Origin of the sequence: Tianxiuia mixotrophica (genome assembly GCF_050596425.1) — a bacterium.
In the GTDB taxonomy this organism is placed as follows: domain Bacteria; phylum Bacillota; class Clostridia; order Peptostreptococcales; family Acidaminobacteraceae.
Genome location: NZ_CP192292.1, coordinates 2,675,790 through 2,700,707 on the forward strand (window position 1 = coordinate 2,675,790; position 24,918 = coordinate 2,700,707).

Here is a 24,918-nt window from a genome sequence, read left to right on the forward strand (position 1 = left end):
TTTATGCCTCCTCACTTGTATCAACCAGTGGACCAACGCTGGATTTACGCGGAAGCAATTCCACGGGCTTTTGAAGTTCGAATGATCCATCAATGATTTTTTCTTTTAGGACTTGTGCAATTTCACGAGACCGACTCAAACTGGTAATTGGAGAGGTTTTCACTTTTGTACCATTCACATCAATCTGTCCAGATTTAAGTTCAGCATAACTGACCCTGGCAACCACAGGTTTAGGCCCCTTGGAGACAGAATAGTCAATTACATTTGTATAGATATCTTGGTCACGGATGGCACATCTTTTCAAAACATCTAAGTCCAGGACGGGTATAGGAATACCCACACCAACATACATAGTGCAGCCATATTTTTTAAAGACGCCTGGACGAATATACTTGGTATCCATATCCTTTAAATCACCAATGAGTGCGAGCGTTCCTCCTGTTCCCTTTGGAATATCATTTTCTGCACGTTCTGCTGAAGCGTTAAACTGCGTGCCTTTCCAGCTGACATACCCCGTTGCGCCTCCAATAAATATCCGCGTTCCCACGCCAATCGTCCTATAAAGTGGATCGTTGAGTAAGGGACTGAGCTGGCCTGATGTCGAATAGGTCACATTGCCATACTTTGCCTTAAGTGGTCCCATATATGTATAAATGATTTTATCTGACCCGTTTATAGCGGCATTATAATTTTGATAGCAATTTCTTGGATTATACAAATAAGCCTCATTGAGAGAGTCAAGCTTTATCTCAGCTTCAGTCTTTTTATTCGGATAACAATCTGTTCCTTTGCCTGTTGCCTTTAGAAAAACTGACTTCCCATCAATTAAATCGCATATAACATGGGCGCCTCCATAATCATAACCCTCTGACCTGGATTCCTGGGTTGCACCGATGTATGTGTCCACTGCAGCCAATCCACCATATGCTTCCACATCATTTAGAAATATTTTTTCCATACGTATGGCTGGACTGGTGTGACCAAAATTTAGAAAAGCCCCCGTCGAACACATGGGTCCGAAAGTTGCCGTTGTCACCACATCCACTTTTTTTGCAGCTTCATCCAGCCCAATCTCATCTACAATGTCGATAATTTCTTCTGCGGTTACAACAACGGCCTGTCCTTTTCTAATTCTTTCATTGATTTCTTCATAAGTTTTTGCCATAATACGCCTCCTGCTTCATTCGCCTGTTTCTTGATATTAAAAAAGCCCATCTAGAGATGGGCTGCTTTTGCATACTCATCTTCCGGTTTATACCGCTGGATTTAGCACCTTGCATTTCAGCAGGTTGCCGGACGTCACAGGGCCAGTCCCTCAGTCACTCTGGATAAGTGTTCAATAATTGTAAATGAACCATTATTTAGTTTTCTTTAAAAAGCGATATAAAAAAACCTTCTGGGAATCCAGAAGGTTTGCTTGTAGGCTTATTGCTCATCTTCCGGTCTTCACCGCTGGATTTAGCACCTTGCATTTCAGCAGGTTGCCGGACGTCATAGGGCCAGATCCCTCAGTCGCTCTTAATGAGTGTTTCAGTATATTTATTTAAAACATAGTATAATCATAGTTGATATGAAAGTCAAGGTGTTTTCTGAATATTTTTCACAAATCAGATTCTTTGGCAAATCTAATTTGCAATTTAGAATCGAATAAAGAGGGCCATGCTCAATAAAAGCATATAAACACCCACACAGACCAAGACTAGAGTTTGCTTATTGATTCGTCCTAGAACAACTCTATCCCTGTCTAGGGCCCCTTGCCCAGCGTCCCTAAATTTTCTATGCAGACTGTCTATTTCCATTTGCATATCGTAGAGACGACTTTCCAGTTTATCAATTGCCGAGGACTGCTCAATATCCTTAATGGTCTTTGATATAAGCTCTTCTTTAATTTTAAGAAGACTCTGGGTTTGCTTTGCATCAATATCATCTTTTTTCTCAATAATATTTTCAAGACGCCCAAGAAGCTCACTTTGTTCCAGATCCACAATTGTTTTTTCTACAAATGCTTTCTTAATCTGATCTATTAGCTCGGATTGCTGATCGTCAAGGTTGGCCTTCTCATTGAGCTGAGCTTCTATTGTGTTGATGAGCTCAGACTGTTTTTCATCAAGGGCCGCATTGGCATTTAAGTTTGTCTCTAAGGAATGAATCATATTCCTGTTTTTTTCACTCACCACTTGCTGGCGGAGTATATCTATTTTAATTTCTTTTAGAAGTTCCTTTTGCTTGGTCTCCCCAATTTCAAGACCTCTTGAAGATAAATAAACTTCATGTATGTATGCGTTTGCAAGCATTATGTCCTTTTGGGTCTTATCAGTGGAAGCGTCTTCTAAATGCTTGGCTATTTTACTTAAAGCAGAAGAGTCTGCTATGAACACAGAAATGACCTTCTCTACCAAATCTAATATACAGTCCGGTGTGGAAGCCTTTTTCAAGCAGGAATCAAGGGACTCCATAAGTCGGCTGTGTGGTCCCTCTTCAAGCCATTTCGGATCATTTATATGTGTGATAATATCAATCAGGGCAGAAGCCACCCTATCTGCTTTCATACTGTATTCACTTTTAATAATTTTATATGTGCTATCCATTTTCATTCCCCCACTAAAAGATGGTATTGATTCCAACTATATTATAGCAAAATAAATATGGTCTACAGATTAACATTTGATGAAATCTTGTCGTCTAAGTCATTGTTAAAATATTCACTTTTATTTTTCTTTATTTTTCCTTATGTGGGCATTGTTTTTACATTTACAGCCTTTCTGTTTATCTGCGTATATTCAACGTATCATCCATGTTTTTACTCATTTTTTTAAATGTTTTTATTAGAAAATCTATTGCTTTGTATACAAGTATATGTTAATATCAAGGTGACAAATCGTTAAACATATAACAAGTTGATCAGGAGGTTTTATGACTCGAACAAAAATTGCTTATATCCTCCTATCGGTGACAATACTTGGTGTTGTTTGGTATTTCACAACCGTAACGTCACTGTAAAGCATTTATCTAAGAACCAGAGTCCTTTTAATACACGTTGATAACGTTCTTAATAGAACGTTTCATAATACCCCAATTTCTCAATACATGCTCCAGTAAAGCATAGAGAGACTAGCTTCCCCAGCTGGTCTCTCAGCATTCTTTTTTGGCCAGTTTTTATTCTAGTCTCTCTTTTTCAACCTCATTTTTAATCTCATTTTTAGGCTCTTTAATAAGCTCTTCACAACCTTCTATTCAAGGGTCCAAACAATTGTACATATCCTGATCAGCCATTCTTTAATGAATTGAAAAGACCACATTTTCTAACACAATCTGCCCAGGGGCAGTTTTTTTATTTTAAGCATGACAGCATTTTCTCATTTCGTATTGAACTTCTCACACAAAAAAGATAATATATTCCTTGGAGTGTCATTTAATCCATAGTAAAATTATATGATTATATTTGATCTTAACAATACCATTTACAAGGAGGCTGCCATGTCAAAGCTTTCAGGCAGCGGTTGTGAAATTTTCATACCAGAAAATGAAAGACAATCGCTTAAAGATATTGAACGCAGTATTATTAAAAAGTTTCGAAAAGGCACTTGGACCAAGTTCATAAAAGCCATTAAGGAATATGAGCTTATTCAAGATGGAGATAAGATCGCAGTTGCCATATCTGGGGGTAAGGATAGTTTGCTCCTTGCGAAAATGTTCCAAGAGCTTCAGCGCCACGGGATGAAAAATTTTGAACTGGAATTCATATCAATGGACCCAGGTTTCAATAAAGCCAATAGGGATTTGCTAGAAGAGCACTGTGCCTATTTGAATATACCGGTGAAAATATTTGATAAAAAAATATTCGAGGTCGTTGATGACATAGCCAACAGCTATCCTTGTTATTTATGTGCTCGGATGAGACGTGGTGCCCTTTATGCCTTTGCTAAGGAACACGGATGTAATAAGGTTGCACTAGGTCACCATTTTGATGATGTCATTGAGACGGTTATGATGAATGTCCTGTGTGCTGGAAAATTCATGACAATGATGCCTAAACTCAAGGCAAGCAATTTTGAAGACATGGAGCTTATTCGTCCCCTTTACTATCTCAGAGAGCAAGATATAAAAAAATGGGCTTCTTGGAATGGTCTAAATCCAATGGACTGTGGCTGTGTTGTTGCCGCTAAAAAAACATCATCCAAGCGTCGCGAAGTTAAAGAACTTATCGCTACACTTGGTGAGTCATTCAAGGATGTGGAAAAGTCCATATTCCATTCCGCTAAAAATGTTCATATGGATGCCATCATTGGCTGGACAACAGAAGGGGAAAAACACAGTTTCCTTGATGGGTATAATGAAGATTAGTTTCTAATTCTAACAGTTTGCCTTTAATTTATCTTAAAAAGGGCTATTGTCACTTAAAGCGACAATAGCCCTTAATCTTATTTAATTTGCTTTAAAGTTTGAAAAACATCCTTTAAAATAAGTTACTTTCTGCGAAATCTTGTAACAACTTCCTGAGCCATTTCACTTATGTCTCTTTCCCTTGATGAATCCACAACAATATCGCAAGAAACTCGATTCCAAGCGCTCAGCTGGGCATTTAACATCTTGACCACGACATCTGGTAAGTCTCCCTGCATCCTCGCTTCATATCGACTCTTTATGACATCTAGCGTTGCTGAGAATTTTACACATCTAACACCGTGAATGTTTAATAGATCATCTGCCTTGTCTGCATCATCTAAAATATAGATCATAGACTCACCTGATGCTGCATGTAATGTGTTTTCTATTCTCCTTAAGAATTGACGCCATGCCTCTTCTTCATCGCTTGACAGACGTAAATAGTCTTTTCCTGTGATAACCTGAATATTGTTTTTGGCTCGTATCAACTCTGCCACACTGGACTTGCCAGTACAGCACGCTCCCATAAAAACAACAACCACCCGGCCACCTCGTTTCAAACCCTTTCGTCGAAATATCTATTCACATACTTTTTCGATGTACTCAGAAGTTGTAAGTGATAGAAGTGATCCATAGTCAAGCTTAAATTCTACGATGTCTCCTACCTTATAGTCCATTTTAGAAGCTGAAATGTTCATTAGTAAGTGATCACTAGATGAGCCTAAAATTTCTATTCCTTCATCCAGTGGTGTGAGGTTATCTGGGTCCACGTCTTGGCGACCAACTGCTGCAATGGCTCTAACAATCATACCCTTATCTTCAAAAGTCGGTGTGTTTCCAAAAGCATCCATACCAATTTCACCAATCGGAACAGATCCCTTTGTTTTCACTTCAACAATTTCAGCCTGGAGCTTGAAGGCGTCATCATAAGTGCCCTCAATGGCATCACCATAAGCTGTTTCTCGTCCAAGTACGATGATTTCACCCATCCGAAGATTATTGACCTTGTCTGGCATTGTCCCTTTATCAAGCAAATAGAACGAGCTTGAATTGCCTCCCGTGATCATTTCCAGTTTTACATCAAACTTCTTTTCAATATGCCCAGCAATATCGCAAAGCTGCCCCAGATTTTTATCATCTGGCACTACGCCCCCATAGCAAGTTAGATTAACACCCAATCCATATAATTTGATGCCCTCAATCTTTAATATCTTCTCTACAGCACTGTCTACATCTTTAGGTAGAAAGCCTTCACGTAAATCACCAAGGTCTGTCATAAGCACAATATTATGTGTCTTACCTTGCTTAATAGCCTCTTGACCTAAAACTTCGATTGTTTCAATTTCAGAATTCAAGCTGATGTCAGCATATTTTACAACATCTTCAGCCTGGCTTTTCATAGGCAAACGTAAAAGAACTTTCTTCACATCAAGGTCTTTGACTTTCATCAAATTTTTAACCCTGGAATCCGCTAAAAACTTAACACCGCCCCGAATCATGGCCTCTGCAGCACCTGGCACTGCACAAAAGGATTTAGTAACCCCCATAATTTCAATGCCATGGCCTGCGCAAGCATCAGCTATAATTTTTGTGTTGTGCTCAAGCTTTTTCGTGTCTATTGTAACGCGTGGATACACACTTATTCCCCCTTTTCACTTATCTACAAACTGGTGCAAATAAACCGGAGCACTTCAAAGCCCTCCGGTTTATCTTGTGACATAAAATATCCCATGATATTTTTTATAAAGGCAGGTCTAAACTCTTCTTCATAAGACGAAGGGCCGCCTGCGGATACTCTTTAGACAAAACACCAAGTGATGCCATAATATAATCATTATCAACAAGTATTTCACATTCTGTATTCGGAAGAAGTTTATCGCCTTTATTGGATAAGGCAATTTTTCGCATGATTTCAATACGATTTGGCAATCTGGTTAAGGCCCCGCCTGTTCCAACGATGTACTGAATGCCCGTAAGATCCTTCCCCTCAGCTATGGTCTTTTTACCAGATCCACCATATAAGTCTCTAAATCCGCCCGCATGTCTATGAGATGCAAGGATAACAGCTTCCTGAGTCAATCGTTCCACAAAGAATTTTTGTAGGTCGGTCAGCGGTATAGGCTGATGTCCGTCAATTAACTCATTAACCTGATCTTCACTAAGCTCCATGTCCCTGGCAATACGTTCAACGCCAATAAGGTCTACGACATTTTTCATATTGACATAGACACCTAGGTCCCCTTCCACCGTTCTTTTTGCAACAGGCTCAGGTGTGATCAAAATTTTATTAACCTCTTCAGACCCCTCTGTAACAGAGTGTAGATCAGTGGTTGCTCCACCAACGTCAAGTGTGATTAAATCACCCAGTTCTTGTTTTAATAGCTTTGAGGCCTCCATGACAGACCCTGGCGTTGGAACAATATGCCCTGTAACCACATCATGTATGTGTTCCATTCCAGGTGCATGGATAATATGCTTTTCAAAAACATCTTGAATGACTTCTCTTGTTGGCTCAACATTAAGTATGTCGATTTTAGGATAGACATTGTCAACTATGAACAATAGATCTGCCTTGCCGACTTCATCAAAGATCTCCTTGATTTCCTCATGATTCTCGATATTGCCCGCATAAATCACAGGCACTTTCAAATCCATTGCTGCGACAATTTCAGCGTTATGAATAGCTGTGTCACGCTCACCATAATCAACGCCACCAGCAATGAGGATTATATTCGGATTAACCTCCATGATTTTCTTCTTGTCCGACCGGCGCAGTTTGCCAGCAGTTACCAAATGAATGTTGGCACCTGCACCGAGAGCAGCTTCCCTAGCTGCCTTGGCAGTCATATCATAAACCAGTCCGTGTACTGTCATTTTAAGACCGCCAGCCGCTGAAGACGTCGCCATAAGCTCATCATATTCCAGTGTGTCTATGTTCATGCTTTTTTTGAGACTATCAATTGCCCCATTCACACCAATTCGAACGTCACCTTCAAGCACCGATGTCGGTGCCTGTCCTTGACCGATAAACTTTGGATCGTCTGTGTGGAGATCATTAAAAGCGTTGACAACTGTGGTCGTACTTCCTATTTCTGCTACTAATACGTCAACCTTCATAATCTTCATCCCTCTTTCTGATCCTCAGATGTTGCGTCCTTTATGATCTTGCTTAAGCAAAATGCACCCCTGGGCATATACCTAAGGGTGCATCTTTAAGCAGGTCAATCAGAATGCCCTGACATCTGACCTAAATATACTTGTTAAGACTTTTATTTCATCTGTTCTTGAATTTCTTTTCTGCGCTTCACCATTGCAGTTGCAACATGAACACCTTTTGTGCCACGGCCAAATCCAGCATCCATGCCATTTTTAACAGCAAGTTCTGGAGTAACCTGTGTGCCACCAGCACAGATAACCAGCTTTTCACGTACACCTTTTTCAGTGGCATAGTCGTGAATACGCTTCATGTTCTTGTAGTGAATATCATCATGAGAAATGATTGTAGATGCTAGAATGGCATCAGCATTTAGCTCAATCGCTGCGTCTACAAGTTTTTCAACAGGACATGATGTGCCTAGGTACTCAACTTCAACGCCCCATTTCTCGATACCACCGTGCTTAATATCAATAACTTCACGAAGACCAACCGAGTGCTCATCTTCGCCAACGGTTGCCGCAACAACCTTCATTGGGTTCTTTTCCATTTCTTCCCAAAGTTCATCATTTGTCATTACTTCTGGCTCTGGTGGAATCTCAAGCTTAGAAATATCAACCTGGTAGTCCAGTTTACCTTTAACCTGAACTCTTGCGCCTTCAGCATCATGAAGCACTTCGCAGTGAATCATTTCTGGATCTTTAAGATTCATATGCTTAGCAAACTCAAGGGCCGCCGCTTGTGCAACACGTGCCTCTGTTGGTAGGAAAAGCTCAACGACAACTGTGCCATCAGCCAACCATTCAACTTCTGGCTTAACAAGGTTTGAATTTCTGAACTCTTCAGACTCGTCAAGACGTACGTTTACGTTATCTGTTTCATCAAGCTCATCAATGTAAATGATCTTGTCTGGATCTTCTAGTGTTGAACCACCAATAAGATCTGCAGGATTTGAAACGCCGTATTGTTCAATATTGTTTTCACCAAAGTGAGCTGTTACTGGAGCCATGTAGTCTTCGTCACGCTTGTAGACAGAACCAGCACCAATACCACCTTCGATTTGACGAGCAATACCATCGCCATTTCTTTCAGGATATTCGCCTGAGTCAACGAAGAAGCCTTTTTCAACAGCTTCAAAGTAGCCGCCAACTTCGATCATTTCTTCTAGGTAAAGAACCGCTCTTTCTTGAAGTTCTCTAACCTTATCTCTTAAAAAGCCTTCTGACTTAAGTTCAATCATATCCATAAGTCCGTCCATGCCCACTAGTGACTGCTTAGCAGTGTCACAAGCTTCGATGTTGTACATATGCCAAGGCACATTACGGCCTTCATCAGGCGTGATTGTAGACTGAATGTCTGCGCTTGTAAGTTTAGAAATCATCATGTTCATAACGTGTGTCACTGTTGCTTCTCTTGAAGAAGACGTGACATATTTTGTATTCTGTTGTGCACGCATCTTGTATTCTGTGAAAAATTCACGAAGGGCAACAGCGTAAGGTAAATCGTAGCGCATACATGGGATTGGAGCCGCAGTTGGCGGTACTGTAGAAAGACAGATATTTTCTTTCTTCAGACCCGCTTTATAAGAGAAGATTGAATTCAGACCATGCTGTACAATCAGCTCAGGCATAACCTTCCAAGCATCACGAGCCGTTGCATTGGCATTGTGTGCGCCATCAATTTGAGCCATATCTGCCCATGCCATAATTTTTTTAGATTCTGCAGCATCGACAAACGAACGTACCATATTAACGTTTCTGTAAAGAACGTTGTACTGTGGATCCTGGTGAGCGCCGTTAACGCCTTCTTCAGCGAACATAACAGCAATATCAGGACCAGCTACGCCAGATACATATGAATGGTAGTTGATTGGACGACCCACTTCATCTTCAATCATATCAAGTGCTTTTCTATGAGCACGAACTTGCTTTCTTGTAATCGGAACACCACCAATACCTTGTGGTGAACCCTCTATTAGGCCATCATAGTGAGACTGACCAGCGGTACGGATAACCATGATATGGTCAGCACCATGCCATGCAGTCATACGCATACGACGAATATCATCTTCAAAACGACCAGATGCGATTTCAGTTGTAATAACTTCTTGTGGTTGAGGATCAAGATTTTCAAAATACTGAACTGCGGCAGGAATACCAATGCTGTTCTTTAAAGGTTCTGCACAGTCCTTGTAAGTGTGTCCACCCATTTGAAGGTTGTCCACTTTCTTTCTCCAAGTCCATCCACGACGGCGCGGTCTATAGTTTTCCAGATCGGATAGTATTTCACGAATGTCCATTTTTTCTTTTGGATTCAGTTGCTTTGTCATGATTACTTACCTCCCTTGAAAATTGCAATTGCATCGTCCCAGTGCTTGCCTTCCATCATTTCAAGGCCACATGCACGAATGTCCATGTTCTTTTCCTTTGCAATTCGGTAGACAACATGACCGACACCCTTGCCAATAAGACCATGATCGATGGCTTGTTCCACAAGAGGCTTGGCTTCAAGACTTGAAAAACCCATACGAAGCAGTACGGAACGCTCTACAGATGGCGATGTGTGTGTTTTAGCTAAATCCAGTAGTGGGTCTACAACTTTTTCTGCAAGTTCCCAAAAGCGCGCCTTAAGTTCTTCGTCGCTTAGGTTTTCCAGATGCTTACGGCGTGCTGCGTAATCATCATCTCTCTTCATTAAACCTTTCATCAAATCCCTCCGTATTCTATACTCCCCCAAATATATTCTTTGACCAATAAAGAATATATTTGGGTCCGTGTGTAATCACCCGCATACACACTTGGTTTACATAACTTTTTTATGTCTATTTTACTTAACTGTTGCACCAAGCTCATCTAATGCCTTCATCACATAAGCCTTGTCTGTTCTTGTGTCTTCTATTAAGAAGTCAAGATCAGCCTGCGTGATTTCACCATTTGAGCTTTGTTTTACAGCATTTTTAATCAGTGATTTTCTTATCTTATCCATGTCAAGATCATTGATTTGGATCATTCTTGGGTGCTCAGGCATAATAATTGTTTGGCCAGGCACCTCTTCTTGAGGATTTCCGTACTTAACTTCAATCCCGTTATCTCTAGCGAAAGATAGCTGTGGCTGAATATGCTTTCCAGCACCAGTATACTCTGTTTCCTGTACAATAATAATCTGGTCTTGATCCATTTCCTGTGCCATAGCAAAGGCCGCCGCAAGTGATGTATTGCCTGCTGGACCTCTTTCCAAACCTTCAAGTTGGGCTAAGACTTCTGTCATATAGAAAACCTCACCCTGTTTAACAGTGACATATCTGTCCATATAACGAAGTGGTCGAGCCGCTGATCTTGGTACATCTGAACGGTCTGGCCAAGTAGAGAATGGTATGCCAAATCCAGTATGACCAGTTGTAAATGACTTTCTGTTAAATTGCTTGTCAGATGCCATATGTAGACCACTTAGATCAACGGAAGCTCCTACAACTTGTACGCCATCAGAACCTGCTTTTTGCAGACCTCTAGCAGTGCCTGTCAAGTTACCGCCACCAGCATTTGTACATACAACAACATCTGGGTCACGACCAACAAGCTCACGCATTTGAATCGCCAGTTCATAGCCAAGTGTTTCAACACCAGCTATGCCAAATGGTGTGTATAAAGAGGCATTAAAGTACCCAGTCTCTTCAAGCAGTGTTAAGAATGTGTAGAAAAGCTCTGGACCAACTGTAAGTTGAACCACTTCTGCTCCGTAAGCTTCACACTTACGTGCTTTTTCAACGATTTCAGGTTGTCCCTTATGCTCCGAATCAAAACATTCTTGAACAATAATGCACTTTAGACCATGAATGGCTGCTTGCGATGCAACTGCAGCACCATAATTACCTGATGTGGCTGCAATAACCCCTTTATAACCGTGCTTCTTAGCATGGTAAACAGAACATGCAGCTCGTCTAGCCTTGTAAGATCCTGACGGATTGGCCGCTTCATCTTTGACGAAAATTCTTGCGCCCTTTCCTTCAGGCGCCATTTTTCTAGCAAGTTTTGTCAGATTTTTTAGTTCAAATATAGGTGTGTTTCCAACGCCACCTTCTTTTTGAATGGCTTGTACTTCTTCTATTGTATAGCCCGTTTCTTTCATCATTTTTTCGTAGTCAAAACCGATGCCCTCATTTTCAAAAGCATCATAATCAAGACCTACAGCTTTTTTCATGATTTCTGTTCTACGCGCCATAACCGCTGAATAAGAATTATCCTTCATTTGATTCACCTCCGAAGAGAATTTCACGGAGCTGAAGTCCAATTTGCAGGAGCTCCGGCACACAGTTACCAAAAGAATGGGAGTATGTTGGATTCATTTCAACAAGCTCTCCTTCTGCGATACGGCCTGTTAGAGTTTTGACCTTGACCTTGTCTCCAAGTTCAGCTTGGGCCTCTTGCAGAAATCCTTTTGTCCAGATTTCAAGCGGTACGGCCTTCGTGTCGTCCGGGATTTGAGGTGCGCGTTCTTCTGATGTTAATACAATACCGTGCACACGTACCCAATCGCCTTTTCTGGCTGCTGCCATGTGAACACCTTCCTTCTAAATCGTAAATAGAGCCAAAACGCCCTGTGTAAGATATGGAAACTTATAAAATGACCAAGTCATTCTCAGTCATTTTACAAGTGTTAATTCATTCGTATCAATTTATTGGTTCAAGTGACTTGTCTTCTTATTCCTCTGACAAATGCTTACTTGCAAAATCTTCTGAAGTCACCCATTACCGCTCTTGGAAGTGGTAGGTCAATCATTGTTTTTAGGCCAGGATCAGCATTGATAACTTGAGGAATCATGTTCACGCACATTGCAATTGTACCAAGACCACCCTCAACTTCTGGAGATGTTTTAAGGTTTACTTCTGGTGTGCCTTTGATTGTTACATAGTCACCAGTGTAAGTGCCTTCCATTTCAGGTTCAATTTGCTGTGGGTGAATCATATCAATCTTAACTTCACCATCCACATAGCCTTGACCAGTCATATTAACGCCTGCCACATTGCCTGCTGCAGCGAATCCATAAGGAGATTTTCTGTCAACACTTGTCACAATCGGCTTCATTTGTTGTTCAAACTTTTCAACGTCCCAACCAATGGCATCTGCAATCATGCCCACTGATTCGTGGAAACCAACATGACCAGCAAGTGTGCCATCTTTAACACCCTTGTCGAATTCTTCTACTGTGATGCCAACGCCTTGTTCTTCCATTACGGTTGGTCCAAATGGTGAAAGTGAGTTAACACGTTTTGCTTCAATATGCTCTACGTCAACCATACAAGCTGTCATAACACACACAAGCATATCCATGATATGACCTGGGTTGATGCCAGTTCCTAGGATTGAAACGCCATTTTCCTTAGCAATCTTATCAAGTTCAGCTGCTAGTTCTGGACTCTGAGCTTTAGGGTATGCCATTTCTTCTGCTGTAGAGACAACATTGACTTTTTGCTCTAGGCAGTATTTAAGTCTTGGGAATGCACTCTTTGTGTAAGAATCAGTCGCACATAAGGCAACATCACAACAGCCTTCTGTTAGAACCTCTTCAATATTAGGATTGATGATAACTGGTGTGCGGTCGCCTCTTTCAACGCCAAGCACTTCGTACATGTCCTTGCCAACACGTGTGTCGTGTCTGTCACATACGCCAACAATTTCAATGCCTTCTTTATTAAGGATCATTTTAGCCATACCAGAACCCATAGCGCCGAAGCCCCAGATTACAACTTTAACTTTTTCTTGTCTCATCATTTGAGAGCACCTCCAAGATATTTTGTTTGAATGTTTTATATCGATGTGATACGCACCACACCGAAAGTATTATCACTATAAGCCACTAATAATATACGCAAGTTAGATGCCAACTTGAAAAATGTTACCCTTTCTATTCATAAAAATGTTTTTCACCCTTTCACAAAAGGTAGAGTCTTTTCTTAGCCTTATGTTGCAATGCTTCTATCGATTTATCATCTATAGTACAACCTACAGAAAGGCATATACATTGTATGTATATAAATACAATGTATATGCCTTTGCTTGTATAACTATTCTATTTTTCACTCTTACATCAAATAGTGAAAATATTTTTGCGTTTTTAGCGCCAATATTTTTGCACACCTTTCTATTTAGAGGGATCACTCTATCCAACCAATAGTCTCACCGGCTTTTATTTATTCGTAATTCTGCATATTATTTACTTGGCACAGCAAATATATTTGCACCTAAACAGAAAATATTTTTGCACATCCACTGAGTATAAATATACTCTATACCCATGAAAACGTTTCGATTCTCAATTTTCTGACAAGTTAAACGTTTTTGATCATATGGTTAAAGTGGCTTTATCACACGGTTTAGCTTGCTTATACCCACTCTCTCTTTCATTTTATGGGACATATATCATCAATATTTTTTTAAAAGACTTTTTTATTTTTTTGAGGTTATGTTTCATTTTCATTCATTTTATGCACTTTTTATTCCCGTTAATTTATCAGAACCTATTTACAATGGCTTTTTCAAAGCTTCTTTTATGATTGATAAAACTCAATAACTGGGTATAACTAAAATATTATGACCCGAAGGCATAACATGCACGCCTTGATTGGAGTATGAGTATGACCATACAAATGTTCAGCACGTATTTATTCTCATTTTTGATTACTATTACTTTAATTCTTCATGTCTCTCGCAAGGAGAACAAATACAAGGGATCCTATGATTACTACCGGTCTGTTATCATTTCAACTGGCTTCTTAACCCTGCTTGAAATGTTGAGCTGGATTTTTGAAGGGCGACCTGGCTCCATAGCTTATACCCTTAATGTCATACTCAATTATTTGCTGCTGTACTCAAGTGCCCTTCCTATAACGCTTTGGTTCATATATTTTGATTACTGGACATGTAATTCTACAAGTACAATTTATAACAAAAGGGTTTTCTACTTTCTCATTAATTTTCTTATATTCGTTTTAGTAACCATAAATATCTTCCACCCAATCCTCTTTTATATTGACAAGGGCAATAATTTTGTTGGCACAAACGGAACAATTATTGTTGGACTCATCCAACTCATATTTTTAACAAGTTACTTGATATATGCTTTCAGAAATAGAAGTGAAATCAGAGACAGAGTTTTTAAGACCATTGTCCTCCTTTACTTTCTTCCGATACCAGGTGTTCTCATTCAGGCCACACATATCGGTTCTGTCTACATTTGGCCTATAATGACTTATGTGGCGTTTTGTGCCTTTCTTTTAATCGAACGGGAGGAAATGTCAAAAGACCCTTTAACAAACTTACTTCTGCGCAGACATTTGGAAAGTCGAATCATTCACAAATTAAAAAGAAATCAAGCCTTTACCCTTATAATGATCGACCTTGATGATTTTAAGCTTATTAATGACAACCACGGTCACCAGGAAGGAGACTATGTGTTAAGAGACTTCGCTAATATACTGATCAGTTCCATTCCCAAGGTTGATACAGCTTATAGATATGCCGGTGACGAGTTCATCATACTCTTAACATCTATTGATTCTCCTAGAACAAATAAACTGATCGCGACAATCAACAAAGAAATATGTGACTATAATTCAAATTCTAAACTTGATTATGTTTTGTCTATGAGCTATGGGATTTTAGAAGTCAACCAGAATAAGCACCTGGGTCTTCAAGACATTTTTAGTATAGTCGATAAAAAAATGTATTTTAACAAGAGTCAAAAGAAGCAAGGTTTAAATACTCAAACTAAATATTAATTGGAATAACATAAATTTGAAAGAATTTTGATTAAATGCTCTAATTTAGAATATGAATAATGTAGAGGGAGGAGGTCTTACGAATGGCATTTGAACAACTGCATTTGTCACACGATGGCTCTATGACAAATTTATTTTTAACATTTCGCTCTGAAGATGAGCGTTTTGGCCTGTCCATCCATGAAGTTATTGAAATTATAAGTTATCAAAAAATCACGAAAGTTCCAGAACAGCCTGATTTTATTAGAGGTATTATAAATTTAAGGGGCAATGTTATTCCGACCATAGATGTACGTAATCGTTTTGGTCAAGGAAGTGGTTCCTATAATGATCATACCTGTATTATTATTGTTGATATGGGCGGTGTATCTGCTGGTCTCATTGTTGATGAGGTCCTTGAGGTCCTTTCCCTATCCATGTCGGACATTTCAGAACTTCCACAAGTCCACCTCAATAAGGAGGAGAACTTTGTGTCGGGTGTCGGAAAGCGCGACAAAGAAATGTATATGCTCCTTGAATGCGACAGGATGTTTAACGATGCACAAATTTCTCAGTTTAAAGAAGTTATTGAGAATGCTTAATACAAACAGTACATAAAACCCCTTGAGATAGAATCTCAAGGGGTTGACTTGTCAATAAGGTCATGAAAATAGCAAGGCATCAAATAAGATTATACTTTTTGAGCTTATGCTGGAGGTTTTGTCTTGAAAGCCCCAATTTTTGGGCTGTTTTAGTGACATTTCCATCATGTTTATTGTAGTTAAAGGCAATTATATCAGATTCCAATTGTCCCAAATAATCAGGTAGGCTTTCTATTGCATTGTAATTAACGGTATCAGCCTTTTCACTACGCTGTTCTAAGATTTCCTCCACATGATTTGGCAGGTGTTCTCTATTAATAACATGCTCATCGCCAATCATATTCATAGCGCTTTCAATGAAGTTCTGCAGTTCCCTGACATTGCCTGGCCAGGAGTAAAGCTTGAAAGCTTCCATAATTTCTTGTGACAGCATCCATACATCTTTACCAAGCCTTTGATTATACATTCTAATAAAATGGTCTACCAGCAAAGAAATATCTCCAGCCCTTTCCTTTAATGATGGAATCCTTAGCTGGATCACATTAATACGGTAGTATAAATCTTTTCTGAAAAGCCCCTCTTCTACAAGTGTCCTCGGATCCTCATTGGACGCCGCTATAATGCGTACATCTACAGGAATATCCTTTTGGCCTCCAATTCTTCTCACATAGCTTTCTTGAAGAACCCTCAAAATTTTGGCCTGGAGTGGAATCGGCATTGAATTGATCTCATCAAGAAAGAGGGTGCCGCCATCGGCTTGTTCGAAAAGACCCGGTCTGTCCTGGGCACCTGTAAAACTCCCCTTGGTCGCCCCAAAAAGTATGGCTTCAAGAAGAGATTCCGGTATGGCAGCACAGTTCTGGGCTATGAAAGGCTTGTCCACCCTGTCACTCATTTCGTGAATGCTTTGTGCGAACAATTCTTTCCCAGTTCCAGTCTCCCCAATGATCATAACACTAGATACAGTGCCAGACGCCCTTTGACCAATCTTAATAGCTTCGAGTATACATTTTTCTCGACCTACAATATTTTCAAATGAGTAATACTGCTTGCCTGTACTTGATCTCCTCTTAGGTTTAATAAGCTGTTGCCTAAGAGAAATGATTTCCTCTGACAGATTGGACACTTCCGTCAAATCCTTGGCAATTTCTACAGCACCTATAAGAGTGTCTCCACTATATACAGGATATGTTGTATTGTTTGTTCTTATTTTTTTACCCTTTAAATTCAGGTAGGTTTGATGTTCTTTAACTATGGCCTGCTGGTTCTCAAGTGCTGTTAACAGGGTGGAATTCTCCTTGGTCCAATTCGGGAAGACATCAAGAAGATGTTTGCCCACAACTTGTTTTTTCTCAAGACCTTCAATTTTTTCCATTGAATCATTGTAGACCAAGGTTACCCCATCCTTATCAACAATATGTACCCCTTCTTCAATTTCATGAAGAATAGATTCAATGGCCTTTATCATGAGTTCATATTTCATAGAATCCCCCCACCGCTTTTTTTGCACAAGGCACCTTTTTCAATGGCCGTTGGTCAGGTGCTCCAAGCCAAATATCAACATCTAACCTTTAAAAGTTTCGGCGTCAAAGAGTGCAGCTATACTTTTCAACTACACTACTAATAGTAACAGCCTGTATCTTATTTTCCAATATATATTCAAAAATAAAAATCACCTGTAATAAGAACTTGAGCTTTACTCTTGTTTTACCACAGATGATTCTCTATGCATTCATATAATTTGTTAGTGATATTTCATTCTCACACTCATGAACATGTAAAACTGCCTTGTCACGACCTTCAGCCTTGGCAATGTAAAGGGCTTTGTCTGCAAGTTCCAGTACTGACAATTTGTCAAAGGTCCTGATGCTCTCGCAGTATAATCCACCAACACTAATTGTGAGGCGCTTGTCTTCTTTTCCAATTTTATAGAAGATATTCAGCTTACGTACAGCTTGATTTAACTCATGTGCAATACTGTTGGCCGTGAATAAATCCAATTTTTCTTTGATAAATATAAATTCTTCTCCGCCATAGCGACCAACAAAAGCATTATACTTGTCTGCCAATTTTTCTAGTGTTTCCCCAATGCTTTCGAGGCATTTATCTCCGAATAAATGTCCCATATGATCGTTTACCAACTTAAAATGATCAATGTCCAGCATGAATATTCCAAGACTCTGACCCTTGTCAGCCCCATTGGTTCTTCTAGAAATTTTGTTGAGCTCTTTATCAATTTTATGTCGATTCGCCAACTTAGTGAGATTGTCATAAAAGGCCTGATAGGTTAAGTCGGAGTTTATTTTTTCAAGTGTTTTCAGCTTCTCTTTTTCTAATTCAATTTCATCGTTAACAATGTTATAAACAGTTTGATTCGATTCGTAACTTGCCCCCGACATTTTTTCGAGCTTGAGTATTTTAAGTTTCAGTATCAAATTATTCGCTTCAAGTTTTTGAACAATATTATGATATCTTTTGAAATGATAAAGGGCGCGTTCGTAGTCACTTTCCTCTTCATAATACTTGTTCAAGTGGAGTTCTATTTCACTAAGTTTTAACTCGATTCGACCCTGTGAAGCCAATTTTCTCGCTTTAATAAGATGAGATAAAGCTAATTCAGGATTTTCAATTTTGTCTAGTTTGTGCATCTCAATAAGAGCATCCAAAATATAAAACTTGTTCTGTACTTTTTCCAAACGCACAATGGCTGTTTCAAAATAGGATCGTGCCCTTTCAGGATCATTTTGTTTTAAGTATAGTCTGCCAAGATTTAAGAAGAGCTCGCTCAAATTTGCTGTCTCACTCTCCTCCACAAAACTCGAGTAGGCCTCATGAAAGCATTTTTCCGCTTTTTCAAGTTCACCTCTTAGCATATGTACATCACCAATGTTTTGAATGATGACACCATAATAAACACTCAATTTATTGTCTTTTGCCATTTCCAAGCTTTTATTATAGATTTCCATGGCTTCATTTAGATCGCCGGCTTTCTTTTTCACTTCACCGATGTTATTCAAGGTTGCCATCATAAGCCGTTTATTGTTAAGGCGCTCAGCAGACAGGTAAGACACATCTAGGTGTCTTAGGGCCAACTCATAAATACCATTGTAAAAATAAAGCACGCCGATAAGATTATTAAGGCGCATAAGGCCCTCATCATCTCGGAGTGCTGTGAATATTTTTCTAGCAGAATCTGCGCAGTCTAGTGCGTCCTCATAAGAAGACATTAAGCGGTAGGCTTTGATCAACTGTAGGTAAACTTCGCCCTGCATTTGATAATTATCTTCTTCTTTGGCGATTTTCATGGCACGAAAACAAAGGTCCTTTGCGACCTGCGGTTGCTCATGATTCACACGAACAGCTTCATCTAGTATTTCTCTTATTTTCAATTCCATCTTATTCATATAATCACCAATGTTATTATATTATTTTTTTAACATTTCTCCAATAAAAACTTTGAATATAGAATAAAACTTGAGTCCTACTGCATATAAACCTTATGCATCGTTTTTTGTTGGTGATTATAATCTTCTTAAAGCCCTTTACCACTATCAGTCACATCAAACAACTCTTTTGGGAATGGCTCAAATATCGTCTGATCTTTTAAATATTCAATATTAAACCGTATACTCCAGCTTCTTAAGAGCCCCAGCAACATACTAAAAGGGACTTTTTTCTTGTTATACATTTCTAAACACTCAAGAAAATACGCCTTTTCTTCACTGGATAAGACCTCTTTAAAGTAGCCAAACACGTGGAAGATCGCATTAATATTCCTCCCCCTATCCATAGGTTGAAGAAGGAGCTTAATAAGTGTCTCTTCGTATGTTTCTGTCAGGGCTTCAAAATCCAATTTCTCATGATTTGCAACAATTTTACCTAGGGTTTTTAAGTGACCAGGACTGAGTGCCATAAACAAATACTTATTGTTGGCATGGTACTTAACCAAGTCCTTCATCGAACCACTGTACTTGACCGTTTTAAAGCCTCGAATGGCAAATATACCAATAAGAAAGGCTTCTCTCAAGTTATAGTTGCGCATTCTGCCTTCATTTTCCACTGGCACATTGGGGTAGTATTCTAGGACCTTCGATCCAAATATTCCATTTGTTTTGCCAGGAATAATATTTGATTTTCCTGGACCCTTGTAGATCTTTACATCATTCATCCCGCAAGAAGGAGACCTATGCTTTAAAATAAACCCATCAATTTCCGGCCTGTTTAGGCCTTGTAAAAAGGTATCTGAAAACGCAACCATATCCTCTGTTTTCTCTGCACCACTTTGTGAAAACACAAGTCTATCCTTATTGTCTTCCAATCGAACAATCCGTAGGGCCTCTCTTGGTGATGGAAGACCAATAGCCATTTCTGGACATACTGTTTCAAAATTCACATATGGTTTTAACATCTTTACCACTTCACTGGTAATCATAGAACCATCATATCGACAGTGGTCATGTTCAATACATTTACTTATAACCACCGTTGGCTTTTCAAATTTAGTCATGTGCTCTCCTCTCGTATGTAAAAAAAGACTGAAAATCTCAAGGCTTTAAATACTGATCCTGCAAAACAAAAGACCCTTAGGCCTGATTATATTGCAGTGTTACTCATATAGATATGTAAAAAACTTCGATATTACAAACATTATATAATATATGCCCTTATTTTGGGTATATATTCACGCAAGACATAATAATAAGGAGTGCTTATATGAGTGATAACAAAATTACAGGATACGATATTTACGATTTCATAATAAACGGTGCAAAGAGAATTATTTCTAACGAACACATTTTAAATGATATAAATGTGTTCCCCGTTGCAGATAGTGATACAGGAAGCAATCTATCCTACACAATGAAATGCATCATTGCAAAGTCTTATAGACATGAGCATTTGGGACAGACCCTGGGGTCCATCTCACAAGTGGCTTCTGAGGACAGTTTTGGCAACTCAGGTACAATTTTTGCTTCTTATTTAAATGGGCTTGCTGAAGAAACGCGTCATAAAAAAGCCCTTACACCAAAGGAATTTGCCATAGCCACAGGCGTCGCTACAGAATACGCCTACCGGTCTGTTTCATCCCCAGAAGAGGGAACTATGCTGACGGTTATGCAGGACTGGTCAAACTACTTACTGAATAACTCCACAGATAGCAAGGACATAAAGGACATATTAAAAGATGCATTTGGTCATGCGCAAGAGTCTTTAATGAATACCAAAAATCAACTTTCCATTCTAAAAGAGGCTGATGTGGTCGATGCAGGTGCCCTCGGATTCATATACTTTCTTGAAGGCATACTAGAGTTTCTCGATACAACAGCCACCCACCTGATTCACAAAACAATATCTGCCCTCCCTAAAATCCACAAAAATACTGGGCAATTAACCTATAGATATTGCAGTGAATTTCTAGTGGAAAACCTTAATGAGACCTTTGAGAAGCACTTTAAAAAGAACTTCGATGACAAACTTGATTCTCTTGTCATTCAAAAGAACAACGATTTTACAAAAATCCATTGTCATGCTGACATGCCAAAAGAAATATCCGAATATTTGTCCAGTCGTGGAACCCTTATAAAAGCGAAAATTGATGATATGGTCATTCAAAATAATATCACAGAGAAATCTAAACTCCGTATCGGCGTCATAACAGATACCATAGCAGACCTACCTGATGAATGGATAGAAAATTATCAAGTGCTGCGAATTCCCCTTCAGCTCATTGTCGATGGAAACACCTATGTTGACCGCTATACGGTCGATGGAGAAAATCTCCATGAAATGATTCAAAAAGCAAGCGTCCACCCTTCATCCGGACAACCTGGTGAATACTTCATTGAGAAATCATTGAAATTTATGCTGGAGCATTTCGATTTTGTAATAGGCATATTTGTATCCAGCAAAATGAGCGGGCTGTATGACAAGGTAAAGCTATCCGCAGACAAGATTAATTCCAGCAGGCTCCATATTTTTGATTCTAAAACCAACTCCGCGTGTCAGGGACTGATTTTACATGACACTATTAGAATGATTGAATCTGGTCTTTCACCAACAGAAATTCTATCCACCCTAGATAAGACTCTGGATAAATACCACATTCACGTTGAAATTCCAGACCTTTATTATGCCACAAAGAGTGGTCGTGTTCCCAAAATACTAGGCAGTATTGCCAACATGTTCAACCTAAAAGTCATCATATCTATCAACAAGGACGGCAAGGGCATTGTTTGCCGGGAAAGAAGCATGAAGCAAATACTGCAACGTATTGAAAAGTCTCATGAAATTGAAAACTACGTTATTGTTCACAGTGACAATCTACAGGATGCAAAAGCCTATGCTAAAGCTATGGAAGACATCACTGGAAAATCGCCTGTTTTTATCAATGAAGTTTCTTCCGTTGTAGCTGCTTTTGTGGGACAAGGCTCGGTCGGTATTGGATACAAGGTAAAGTGAGGTGAATCTATTGAATGGTTACTTGATCAGTCTTATCATCGTTTTTGTATATTTTTCGGCGATCTTTCTATGGGCTCAAAAAATTGACAACTACTCTATTGTCGACATAGCCTGGGGACCAGGTTTTGCACTTATAGCCTGGGGTCAATATTTTTTCAGCGCATCAGGGTATGCTATAACCATCCCTGTGCTTGTGACACTTTGGAGTCTGAGGTTGTTTTTTCATATCGCAAAACGTAACATTGGCAAGCCAGAAGATTATCGCTATCAAGAAATGCGGAAAAATTGGGGCAAGAACATTAAATTAAATGCCTATGTTCGGGTGTTTCTCCTACAAGCAGGCTTTCAATACTTGGTTGCTCTACCTATTACAGGTGCATCCAGTCCACTTTATAGACCCAATTTCTTGTTTTTAGGAACATTCATATTCCTTTTTGGCCTATTATTTGAAACCATTGGAGATCAACAGCTCAAAGACTTTGTTGCAAATAGAAGCTCTAGAGACCAGGTCATGCAGTCAGGTCTTTGGAAATTCACCCGGCACCCAAACTATTTTGGGGAAGCCACCCTATGGTGGGGAATCTTTTTAGTGGCTCTTAGCTATGGTGCACCTGCCACAGTTATACTTGGACCACTAACAATCACCATACTTGTTCGCTATATTTCCGGTGTGCCTCTCCTAGAAAAGAGATATGCCGACAATCCCAATTTTCAGGCGTATGCAAAGAGGACATCAGTCTTTATACCAATGCCCCCCAAAAAATAATTCATTCAACCATAATTTCATTCTTATGAGCCATGATGCCCACTGCGTTTAGCATCATGGTTCTTTTTGATTTATGAAAAACTGGAAATTTAAATGACTTTGACCCGTCTTGTGCTTCAAGACACAGTCTCATAGTCTCTGTGTCACCACTTATAAAAAATCTATCTATGTCTTTCCAGGCAATAGATTGCAACTTTATATTATTGCGGCTGTTCATTATGTAGACTTCTAATTTATCCTCACTGATAAGGATTGTGTCTCCATCCTTATCTGCACTAAGACGTCTGTATAGCCCATACACAATTAATAGAAAGGTGTATATGTAAAATACGCCCCTGTGCCCACTCGCTCCTGAATAAAAAACAAGCCCGAAGGATAAGATAAAATATAGAATATTGGTCAGTGTAAAGTTCTTGGTTTCTATACTCATTTCTCTGCCACATTGCCATAAGTCGGACCGAACACTGTCACTTGAACTCAGTTGAACGAGCTGCCTGTAAATGCGTTCTGCATTAAAACCATCTGAATCATCAAGCAAAAGTGATTGAGAGGGCTTTCTATATATTTCTTGATACTTTGAAATCTGTCCTAAAGGGACAGGTATGGTTTTAGCATATTTAAGGTCATTGCCGCATTTACTACAGAAAAATTGACTTTGTCTGCTTAAAAAACCACAAAACGAGCACTCTAAATGATTGAATTTTATCTGCATATTAATCTGGTCCCTTCTAATCATTTCTTTCTAGTCTTACTTCAAAAGCATCCACTTGAATCGCATAATGGATCGTACAACAAAATAGTAAATGAACCACTTATGGAGTCATTAAAGTCTAGTCTGTCAGATGATAGAATACATAATTATATTATGTTAAATAAAATGCGACTGGATTCATCCCTATTCCAATGTCTAATTATAATACATTAATACCATATACTAGTAATTAAAAATGTATTAAATTGACATGTCTATCTCTACAAGCCAAAACTATGACAAGATGAATTTTACACAGTTATGGTCAAAAGATATAGGCATATGACAATAATACCTTTTCAACTATTGCCAATCCTATTATTGTGTCATACACTGGTTTATGAAAGACTATACATATAAACAGGCCATAATAGGAGGGTTCATTATGAAAACGCTAGAATTTTTCGCAAAGCGTCACAGCGTTCGTAAGTTTAAAGATGAAGAGGTTCCCCAAGAGGACATTGAAAAGATTATAAAGGCCGCTACCCTTGCGCCATCAGGCAAAAATATTCAAAATTGGCACTTTGTCGTTGTGAAAAGTAGAGATATGATCGAGAAAATGGCTAAGGCTGTTGAAGACAGAAATATTAAACTATCAGAGTATGCTGAAAGTGATGCTGATAGAAAATTCTCAAAAATGATCAAATATCATACAGTGTTTAGAAATGCACCTGTGGTTATTCTGGTGTTTTCTGGTCCATATCCTGCAACAGGTCTTAATCTCATTAAAGCCTCTGGAGCAGATATGGATGAAATTCATGCCTTCTTAAAGCCGGCACCTGGCATTCAAAACATTGGCGCTGCAATGCAAAACCTTCAACTTGCTGCCGCACATATGGGCTATGGAGGATGCTGGATGACTGGCTGCAACTATGCAGCAAAGCAAATTGAAGATATTGTTGGTTTTAAAAAAGAAGGCTACAGCTTAGCTTGTATGACACCACTGGGTGTGCCTGAATCGCTTGATCTGAAAAGCCCACCAAGAAATCCCGTCGAAGACGTTATGACAGTGATTGAGTAAGCTAGCAATATTTCTGAAAACACAT

General features: G+C 39.2%; 20 protein-coding genes and 2 riboswitches. Of the genes, 6 read left to right on the top strand and 14 right to left on the bottom strand.

What is annotated here, in order from left to right:
- Position 1: 1 nt before the first annotated feature.
- The gene (locus tag ACQ4KW_RS11705; RefSeq protein WP_430882659.1) at positions 2-1,165 is read right to left on the bottom strand and encodes a homocysteine biosynthesis protein; all 1,164 of its coding nucleotides are present in this window, start codon (positions 1,163-1,165) and stop codon (positions 2-4) included.
- A 72-nt stretch (positions 1,166-1,237) separates the two neighbouring features.
- A riboswitch (SAM riboswitch) is annotated at positions 1,238-1,335 on the bottom strand.
- A 94-nt stretch (positions 1,336-1,429) separates the two neighbouring features.
- Positions 1,430-1,528, bottom strand: a riboswitch (SAM riboswitch).
- A 109-nt stretch (positions 1,529-1,637) separates the two neighbouring features.
- Positions 1,638-2,588, bottom strand: a complete 951-nt coding sequence (locus ACQ4KW_RS11710; protein ID WP_430882660.1) for a hypothetical protein — start codon at positions 2,586-2,588, stop codon at positions 1,638-1,640.
- An 889-nt stretch (positions 2,589-3,477) separates the two neighbouring features.
- Here ACQ4KW_RS11710 and ACQ4KW_RS11715 point away from each other — a divergent pair.
- Positions 3,478-4,344, top strand: coding sequence for a tRNA 2-thiocytidine biosynthesis TtcA family protein (locus ACQ4KW_RS11715; RefSeq protein ID WP_430882661.1), 867 nt, complete (start codon positions 3,478-3,480; stop codon positions 4,342-4,344).
- 122 nt (positions 4,345-4,466) lie between these two features.
- Here ACQ4KW_RS11715 and ACQ4KW_RS11720 read toward each other — a convergent pair whose 3' ends face one another.
- The 8 genes from ACQ4KW_RS11720 to ord all read right to left on the bottom strand — a co-directional run bounded on the left by ACQ4KW_RS11720 (position 4,467) and on the right by ord (position 13,309).
- The gene (locus ACQ4KW_RS11720) at positions 4,467-4,946 is read right to left on the bottom strand and encodes a hypothetical protein (RefSeq protein WP_430882662.1); all 480 of its coding nucleotides are present in this window, start codon (positions 4,944-4,946) and stop codon (positions 4,467-4,469) included.
- Positions 4,947-4,964: 18 nt separating this feature from the next.
- Positions 4,965-6,023: an ornithine racemase Orr gene (gene orr / locus ACQ4KW_RS11725; RefSeq protein WP_430882663.1), complete on the bottom strand. Its 1,059-nt coding sequence runs from the start codon at positions 6,021-6,023 to the stop codon at positions 4,965-4,967.
- A 103-nt stretch (positions 6,024-6,126) separates the two neighbouring features.
- A complete protein-coding gene (locus tag ACQ4KW_RS11730; RefSeq protein WP_430882664.1) occupies positions 6,127-7,503 on the bottom strand; it encodes a GlmL-related ornithine degradation protein in 1,377 nt (458 codons plus the stop codon).
- 152 nt (positions 7,504-7,655) lie between these two features.
- Positions 7,656-9,869: a D-ornithine 4,5-aminomutase subunit OraE gene (oraE, locus tag ACQ4KW_RS11735; RefSeq protein ID WP_430882665.1), complete on the bottom strand. Its 2,214-nt coding sequence runs from the start codon at positions 9,867-9,869 to the stop codon at positions 7,656-7,658.
- A gap of 2 nt (positions 9,870-9,871) precedes the next feature.
- Complete coding sequence (locus ACQ4KW_RS11740; protein WP_430882666.1) at positions 9,872-10,246, bottom strand: ornithine aminomutase subunit alpha; 375 nt, start codon at positions 10,244-10,246, stop codon at positions 9,872-9,874.
- Between the two features lie 120 nt (positions 10,247-10,366).
- The gene (gene ortB / locus ACQ4KW_RS11745; RefSeq protein ID WP_430882667.1) at positions 10,367-11,785 is read right to left on the bottom strand and encodes a 2-amino-4-oxopentanoate thiolase subunit OrtB; all 1,419 of its coding nucleotides are present in this window, start codon (positions 11,783-11,785) and stop codon (positions 10,367-10,369) included.
- Positions 11,775-12,092: a 2-amino-4-oxopentanoate thiolase subunit OrtA gene (gene ortA, locus ACQ4KW_RS11750; protein WP_430882668.1), complete on the bottom strand. Its 318-nt coding sequence runs from the start codon at positions 12,090-12,092 to the stop codon at positions 11,775-11,777. The genes ortB and ortA overlap by 11 nt, the downstream gene beginning before the upstream one ends.
- 164 nt (positions 12,093-12,256) lie before the next feature.
- Positions 12,257-13,309 carry a 2,4-diaminopentanoate dehydrogenase gene (gene ord, locus ACQ4KW_RS11755; RefSeq protein ID WP_430882669.1) on the bottom strand — a complete coding sequence of 351 codons (1,053 nt, stop codon included), beginning with the start codon at positions 13,307-13,309 and terminating at the stop codon, positions 12,257-12,259.
- Between the two features lie 863 nt (positions 13,310-14,172).
- Between ord and ACQ4KW_RS11760 the strand changes: the two genes are divergently transcribed.
- Positions 14,173-15,315: a GGDEF domain-containing protein gene (locus ACQ4KW_RS11760; protein ID WP_430882670.1), complete on the top strand. Its 1,143-nt coding sequence runs from the start codon at positions 14,173-14,175 to the stop codon at positions 15,313-15,315.
- A gap of 83 nt (positions 15,316-15,398) precedes the next feature.
- Complete coding sequence (locus tag ACQ4KW_RS11765) at positions 15,399-15,896, top strand: chemotaxis protein CheW (protein ID WP_430882671.1); 498 nt, start codon at positions 15,399-15,401, stop codon at positions 15,894-15,896.
- Positions 15,897-15,975: 79 nt separating this feature from the next.
- Here ACQ4KW_RS11765 and ACQ4KW_RS11770 read toward each other — a convergent pair whose 3' ends face one another.
- The 3 genes from ACQ4KW_RS11770 to ACQ4KW_RS11780 all read right to left on the bottom strand — a co-directional run bounded on the left by ACQ4KW_RS11770 (position 15,976) and on the right by ACQ4KW_RS11780 (position 20,403).
- Positions 15,976-17,379, bottom strand: a complete 1,404-nt coding sequence (locus ACQ4KW_RS11770; RefSeq protein WP_430882672.1) for a sigma-54 interaction domain-containing protein — start codon at positions 17,377-17,379, stop codon at positions 15,976-15,978.
- A 241-nt stretch (positions 17,380-17,620) separates the two neighbouring features.
- Positions 17,621-19,300 carry a GGDEF domain-containing protein gene (locus tag ACQ4KW_RS11775; RefSeq protein ID WP_430882673.1) on the bottom strand — a complete coding sequence of 560 codons (1,680 nt, stop codon included), beginning with the start codon at positions 19,298-19,300 and terminating at the stop codon, positions 17,621-17,623.
- Positions 19,301-19,428: 128 nt separating this feature from the next.
- On the bottom strand, positions 19,429-20,403 hold the full coding sequence (locus ACQ4KW_RS11780) for a YbgA family protein (RefSeq protein WP_430882674.1): 975 nt from the start codon (positions 20,401-20,403) through the stop codon (positions 19,429-19,431).
- Between the two features lie 206 nt (positions 20,404-20,609).
- On the opposite strand from ACQ4KW_RS11780, the gene ACQ4KW_RS11785 reads away from it, so the two are divergent.
- Both ACQ4KW_RS11785 and ACQ4KW_RS11790 read left to right on the top strand, forming a co-directional pair.
- Positions 20,610-22,355, top strand: a complete 1,746-nt coding sequence (locus ACQ4KW_RS11785) for a DegV family protein (protein WP_430882675.1) — start codon at positions 20,610-20,612, stop codon at positions 22,353-22,355.
- Between the two features lie 10 nt (positions 22,356-22,365).
- Positions 22,366-23,121: a DUF1295 domain-containing protein gene (locus ACQ4KW_RS11790; RefSeq protein WP_430882676.1), complete on the top strand. Its 756-nt coding sequence runs from the start codon at positions 22,366-22,368 to the stop codon at positions 23,119-23,121.
- A 1-nt stretch (position 23,122) separates the two neighbouring features.
- Here ACQ4KW_RS11790 and ACQ4KW_RS11795 read toward each other — a convergent pair whose 3' ends face one another.
- The gene (locus ACQ4KW_RS11795) at positions 23,123-23,857 is read right to left on the bottom strand and encodes a hypothetical protein (RefSeq protein ID WP_430882677.1); all 735 of its coding nucleotides are present in this window, start codon (positions 23,855-23,857) and stop codon (positions 23,123-23,125) included.
- A gap of 400 nt (positions 23,858-24,257) precedes the next feature.
- Here ACQ4KW_RS11795 and ACQ4KW_RS11800 point away from each other — a divergent pair, with 400 nt between their 5' ends.
- Entirely contained in the window at positions 24,258-24,893 is a 636-nt protein-coding gene (locus ACQ4KW_RS11800) for a nitroreductase family protein (RefSeq protein ID WP_430882678.1), read from the top strand.
- The last annotated feature ends 25 nt before the right edge of the window (positions 24,894-24,918 follow it).